The 6000-nt window shown below is 72.3% G+C and carries 5 protein-coding genes and 1 pseudogene; all 6 read right to left on the bottom strand.

All coding sequences use genetic code 11. The annotated features are described in order from the left end of the window. A pseudogene (locus ACIRRU_RS17615) lies at positions 1-736 on the bottom strand (hypothetical protein); the annotation flags it as partial. A gap of 333 nt (positions 737-1069) precedes the next feature. Beyond that, positions 1070-2311 carry a precorrin-6y C5,15-methyltransferase (decarboxylating) subunit CbiE gene (gene cbiE / locus ACIRRU_RS17610; protein ID WP_403681232.1) on the bottom strand — a complete coding sequence of 414 codons (1242 nt, stop codon included), beginning with the start codon at positions 2309-2311 and terminating at the stop codon, positions 1070-1072. A gap of 133 nt (positions 2312-2444) precedes the next feature. Then, positions 2445-3131, bottom strand: coding sequence for a GNAT family N-acetyltransferase (locus ACIRRU_RS17605; protein ID WP_363202415.1), 687 nt, complete (start codon positions 3129-3131; stop codon positions 2445-2447). 102 nt (positions 3132-3233) lie between these two features. Next, positions 3234-4100 carry a MetQ/NlpA family ABC transporter substrate-binding protein gene (locus ACIRRU_RS17600; protein WP_403681231.1) on the bottom strand — a complete coding sequence of 289 codons (867 nt, stop codon included), beginning with the start codon at positions 4098-4100 and terminating at the stop codon, positions 3234-3236. 125 nt (positions 4101-4225) lie between these two features. Next, positions 4226-4897: a methionine ABC transporter permease gene (locus tag ACIRRU_RS17595; protein ID WP_363202413.1), complete on the bottom strand. Its 672-nt coding sequence runs from the start codon at positions 4895-4897 to the stop codon at positions 4226-4228. Then, a complete protein-coding gene (locus ACIRRU_RS17590; protein ID WP_403681229.1) occupies positions 4894-5976 on the bottom strand; it encodes a methionine ABC transporter ATP-binding protein in 1083 nt (360 codons plus the stop codon). The genes ACIRRU_RS17595 and ACIRRU_RS17590 overlap by 4 nt, the downstream gene beginning before the upstream one ends. Positions 5977-6000 lie beyond the last annotated feature (24 nt).

Here is a 6000-nt window from a genome sequence, read left to right as displayed (position 1 = left end):
CCTCGAAGGAGGGCGGGCGGCCGAACACGGCCAGTGCGTCGCCGCCGCCCGCCTGCAACCGGACCGCGGCGGCCCGGTCGTAGTGCAGGAGCCGGGCGCGGGAGGCGGCGCGGAACGCCCCCCCCCCCCCGGCGGGGCCCCGGTCGGCCAGGGAGCGGACCACCCCGCCGCCCTGTGTACCGCCGCCGTACGACGGGGCCTCGGCCGCGGCGGGGCCCCGGTGCAGGGGGCGACGGGCGGGCGCCGGGGCGGGTGCGGCGTGCGCGCCGACCGGAGCCGGGGCGAGCTCGGGGATGCGGACGCCGTTCAGGTCGACGGAGCCGGAGTCGCGGCCGCCGGACTCGTGGGTGCCGTGCGGCTCGGCGGGGGCCGGGGCCGCCTCGCCCCGCGCGGGGGCCTCCGGCCGCGCCGCGTACTGCTGCTGGGCCTGGAACGGCTGCGCGGACTGTCCGGGCTGCTCGGGCGGCGGGGCCTGTGCGGGGGCCGGGGCGGGCGGCTGCTGGGTGGCCACCGCGGCTGGGACGGCGGACTGTTCCGGGGCGGGGGCCGGGGAGGTCTGCGGTGCGTCGCTCCAGGCGCCCTGGGCGGCCGGCATCAGGAGGAGGTCGTCGTCCTCGGGGGTGTGCGCGGAGGGGTCGAGGAAGGTGTAGGCGTCCGGGGCGGGGGCGCCCGGCTGCTCCACCATGCCTGCGTTCTCCGGCAGTCCCTCGCCCGGGATCTGGCCGGTGTCAGTCATGCGTACCCCTCGCCCATCGTCAGTGCTTCTTCGGCCCTTCGCCCGGGACGCCGAACCACGGCACGCCGGTGCTCGTCAACAAGAACGAGCGGGCTCGCCGCGCGGCACGAAACGCCCGCGGAGCTTCCCATTCTCGCGGCCGATCGCCGCCGCGGCAGGTGGTTCCGCCACGGCTCACTGTGGACTGCGCCACGTTGCGCGTCCCCCGGGTCGTGCCGTACCACGAAGCGGACCAAAACAGTCCACTTTTCCGGACATTGACGAACGAAACGTCGAACGGCCGGGCGCGGTACAACAATCGGCCAGCCTACCTCGCGTACCGGGCGGAACGGGTCAGGGGGCGGGGTCCGAACGCCCCGCCGAGAGGAGGAACACGACGGACCTCTCCCGCTCGGTCCACAGTTCGGTGTCCAGGTCGACGGACTGGAGGAGCGCGCACTCGACGGTGTAGCCGTTGCCGGTGAGCGCCGCCCCGAGCGCCTCGGCCTCGTCGCGGGTGGAGGCGTGCGTGACGATGCGTTCCGGCCGCCGGTCGAGGACGGCTCGGGCGACCGGGACTCCCCCGCCCCCGATGCGTACGACGTCCGGTTCGGGCAGCCGCTCCAGGATGTGCGGGGCGCGGCCGCGGACCACCTGGACGGGGACGCCGACGGCGCGGGCGGCCGCCTCGGTACGGGCGCAGGCGGCCGGTTCGGCGTCCACGGCGAGGACGGCCGCACCGAAGCGGGCCGCGTCGACGGCGAACGCGCCGCTGCCGGAGCCGATGTCCCAGACGAGGTCGCCGGTGCGGGGGCCGAGGCGGGCGAGCTGGGCGGCGCGGAGCCCCGGGAACTCGCCCTCGCCGGAGTCCGGCATCCGGTCCACCCCGGCTTCGCGGTAGGCGGCCGTGGGCAGGGCCCAGCCCCGTACGCCCTGGGGGTAGGCGGGCGGGCGGCCCGCGATCCAGGCGCTCGCGGCGGTCGTCTCGGGGCCGGTGCCGCCGACGACGATGACCACGTTGGGGTCGCGCCAGGTGTGGTCGGCGGCCTTGTCCGAGGTGAGGACGGTGACGCGTTCGCGGTCGGTGCCGAGCTCCTCGCAGATGACGAAGGTGCGGTGAACGCCGTCGAGGAGGAGGGCCAGTTCGGCGGGGCCCGCGCCGGGCGAGGTGAGGACGGCGACCTTGTGGTGGGCGCGGCAGACGTTGACCGCGCGGCGCAGGGCGCGGGGGTGGGCCACGACGATCTGGGCGTCGTCCCAGGGCATGCCCGCGCGGGCGAAGGCGGTGGCGACGGAGGAGACGGCGGGGACGACCTCGACTTCGAGGCCGTGTTCGCGGGCGCGCAGGGTGCGGACGACGCCGAAGAAGCCGGGGTCGCCGTCGGCGAGGACCACGGCGCTGCCGCGGTGTCCGGCTATCCGGCGGGCGGCCAGGTCGACACTGCCGAGGCGGATGCGTTCGGCGTCGGGAGGCACTTCCGGCAGGGCGAGGTGGTGGGCGGCGCCCGCGACGAGCGTGGCGGCCGTGAGGGCGGCCGTGGCCGCTCTGGTCAGTGGCGTGCCGTCCCAGCCGATCACCGTGACCCGGTCGGCCATCGTCGTCTGTCTCCTGGGGTGTCGGAGGGGTGGGGCGCGTCCGTCCGTGCGTGCCGGGCGGGGTGGCCCGCGCGTGCCGGGCAGGGGTGAGAGTACCCGGTCGGTCTCCGGGCCCCGCGGGGGGCCTCGGGTGCTACTTCCAGTCGTTGTACGTGCCGTAGCCGCCCGCGTCGGCCAGTTCGTCGGCGACGCCTTCGAGGTCCTCGGGGAGGAGCCCCCAGACGATCAGGTCGGTGCGGATGTCGGTCCAGCCGCCGTCGGTGCCGTTCTCGGTCCGCGTGCGGGCGATACGGGCGTTGCGCAAAACGCCCTCGCTGATGCAGCCGAGCTTCTGGGCGACCTGCTGGGAGGCGGTGTTGTCGGCGGGGGTGCGCAGCTCGATGCGTTCGAAGCCCTGGTCACGGAAGAGCCATTCGGCCACGGCCAGCACCGATTCGGTGGCGTACCCCTCACCGCGGGCCCAGGGGGCGGTGATGTAGCGGACCTCGGTGGAGCGGGTGCGCCAGTCGGTGTTGAGGAGGCGGACGCTGCCGACGAGCCGCTGGGTGAGGAACTCGGTGACGGCGAGGGCGATGCCGTGGCCGCCGGTGCGTTCCGCGGCGGCGATCCTGCGGACCCAGCGTTCGGCGTCGACCTGGGTGTACGGGTGGGGGCCGTCCATCCACGCGATGACCATCTCGTCGTTCATCATCTCGATGTGCGCGGGGATGTCGGCCATCTCGAAGGGGCGCATCACCAACCTGTCCGTGCTGATGGAGACGGACGGAAAGGTGGTAGTCATGCGCAGCTCCATGCCGAGGACCGGGTAAAGGCACAGCATGCAGCATCGGGTCGGCGTTGTGCATGGGCGGGTCCGCGCGACGGAGCCCCGCGCCTCCCGGGCGGGAGGGGCGGGGCTCCGTCGGCGGGCGCGGGGCGGGTGTCAGGACGTGGCGGGGGTGCCGAAGGCCGGGACGATCGAGCCCTGGTAGGTGTCCTCGATGAACTTCTTGACCTCGTCGGAGTTGAGGAGCTTGGCGAGCTTCTCGACGCGCGGGTCCTTCTCGTTGCCCTTCTTCACCGCGAGGAAGTTGGCGTACGGGTTGCCCTCGGCCTTCTCCAGGGCGAGGGAGTCCTTGGCCGGGGCCAGTTCGGCCTCGAGGGCGTAGTTGCCGTTGATGACGGCGGCGTCCACGTCGTTGAGGGCGCGGGGCACGGTGGCGGCCTCCAGCTCCTTGAACTCCAGGCCCTTCTTGTCGGTGATGTCGCTCAGCTTGGCGCTGGTGCCGACGCCGTCCTTGAGGGCGATCAGGCCGTTGTCGGCGAGCAGTTGGAGCGCGCGGCCCTCGTTGGTGGTGTCGTTGGGGACGGCGATGGTCTGGCCGGGCTTGATGCCCTTGAGGTCCTTGACCGTCTTGGAGTAGAGGCCCAGCGGCTCCAGGTGCACGTTGACCACGGGCACGATGGTGGTCTTCTGCTTGGCGTTGAAGTCGTCCAGGTAGGGCTTGTGCTGGAAGAAGTTGGCGTCGACCTGGCCGTTCTGGGTGGCGGTGTTCGGCAGGACGTAGTCCGTGAACTCCTTGACCTCCAGCTTGAGGCCCTCCTTCTCCGCCAGGTTCTTCTTGACGAACTCCAGGATGCCGGCGTGCGGCGTCGGGGACGCGGCGACGACGAGGGCCTTGGAGGTGTCGGCCCCGGCGCCGGTCTCGCCCTTGGAGGCGGGGTCGGAGTCCGTGCCGCAGGCGCTCAGGCCGAGGGCGAGCGCGGCGGCGGAAGCGGCGGCTGCGGTGATCTTGATGTTCCTGCGCACGAAAAGTGCCTCTTTCCTACGGGTGGTGGTGCGCCCGGACAAGGAGTTCGGGCTTGGTGGGGCGGAAGGTTCGTGGGCCTCAGGAGGCTGGTTCGTGTGCCTCTCTGGAGGCGGTTTCGTGGGCCTCAGGAGGCGGTGCGGCCGCGGCGGGCCAGCAGCCGCACGGCGAGGTCGCCGATGAGCTGGATCAGGGTGACGATGACGATCAGCAGCGCGACGGTGATCAGCATGAACTGGTTGTCGAAGCGCTGGAATCCGTAGGTGACGGCCTTGGATCCGAGCCCTTCGCCGCCGACCGCCCCGGCCATCGCGGAGTAGCCGATGAGCACGATGAGGGTGGTGGTGACGCCCGAGACCAGCGAGGGCAGGGCCTGCGGCAGGAGCACCTTGCGGACGATGGTGGGGATCGATCCGCCCATCGACTGGACCGCCTCGACGAGCCCGTGGTCTACCTCCCGGATCGCCGTCTCGACCAGCCGGGCGAAGAACGGGATGGCGCCGACGGCGAGCGGCACGATCATCGCGGTGGGGCCGATGAAGGTGCCGACGACCCAGGTGGTGAAGGGGATCAGGGCGATCAGCAGGATGATGAACGGCAGCGAACGGCCGATGTTCACGACCACGCCGACGACCTTGTTGACCACCGCGTTCTGGAGGAGTCCGCCCTTGTCGGTGAGGACCAGCAGGACGCCGAGCGGCAGTCCGCCGACGACGGTGACGAGCGCCGACCAGAGCACCATGTAGAGGGTGTCGACGGTGCCCTGGGTGAGCAACGGCTGCATTTCGGACCAGGTCACTTGACGACCTCCTTGGTGAGCGGGGCGGGCGTCTGCTCCGGCACGTCGTCGGCGGCGGCTCCGCCGGGGGCGGGGTCGCCGTCGACGACCTCGGCCTGGAGGCCCTGCTCGCGCAGGAAGCCGATGGGGACGACGTTCTCCTCGAAGCGGCCGGGCAGCTCGATGCGCATCCGCCCGATCTGCCTGCCGCCGACGGTGTCCATCGCGGCGCCGAGGATCGAGATGTCGATGTTGTACGTACGGGAGAGCTGGGAGATGACCGGCTGGGAGGCGGCCTCTCCGTGGAAGGTGACGTCGATGACCGTGCGGTCGGGGCCGGTGGCGGCGCCGCCGACCGGGAACAGCTCGTGGGCCAGTTCGGAGCCGGGGGTGGCGAGGAGTCCGGTGACGGTCCCGGACTCGACGATCCGCCCGCGCCGCATGAGCGCGGCGGAGTCGCAGACGGTCTTGACGACGTCCATCTCGTGGGTGATGAGCAGGACGGTGAGGCCGAGCTGCTGGTTGAGGTCGCGCAGCAGCTGGAGGATGGAGCGGGTGGTCTCAGGGTCGAGCGCGGAGGTCGCCTCGTCCGAGAGCAGCACCTTGGGGTCGCCCGCGAGGGCGCGGGCGATGCCGACGCGCTGCTTCTGCCCGCCGGAGAGCTGGCCGGGGTAGGACTTCGCCTTGTCGGCGAGGCCGACCAGGTCAAGCAGTTCCTTCGCCTTGCGGGTGCGGGCCTGGCCGGAGACGCCGAGGATCTCCAGCGGCAGCTCCACGTTGTCCAGCACGGTGCGGGAGTCCAGCAGGTTGAAGTGCTGGAAGACCATGCCGATGCGGGTACGCGCCCGGCGCAGCTCGGCGCTCGCCCTCCGGCCGCGGCCGGCGAGGGCGGTGAGGTCCTGCCCGGCCACGGTCACGGTGCCGGAGGTGGGACGTTCCAGGAGGTTGACGCAGCGGATCAGGGAGGACTTCCCGGCGCCGCTCTGTCCGATGACGCCGTACACCTCGCCTTCGCGGACGTGCAGGTCGACGCCGTCGAGTGCGGTGACCTCACGGTCGCGCGACTGGTAGACCTTCGTGAGGCCCGTAGTGGTGATCACAGGGGGTTTTCCGTCACTGTCGAG

The organism is Streptomyces sp. NPDC101181, from assembly GCF_044767975.1.
Classification (GTDB): domain Bacteria; phylum Actinomycetota; class Actinomycetes; order Streptomycetales; family Streptomycetaceae; genus Streptomyces.
Note: the sequence above shows the minus strand (reverse complement) of the source record. Positions and strands in the feature narration are given on the sequence as shown.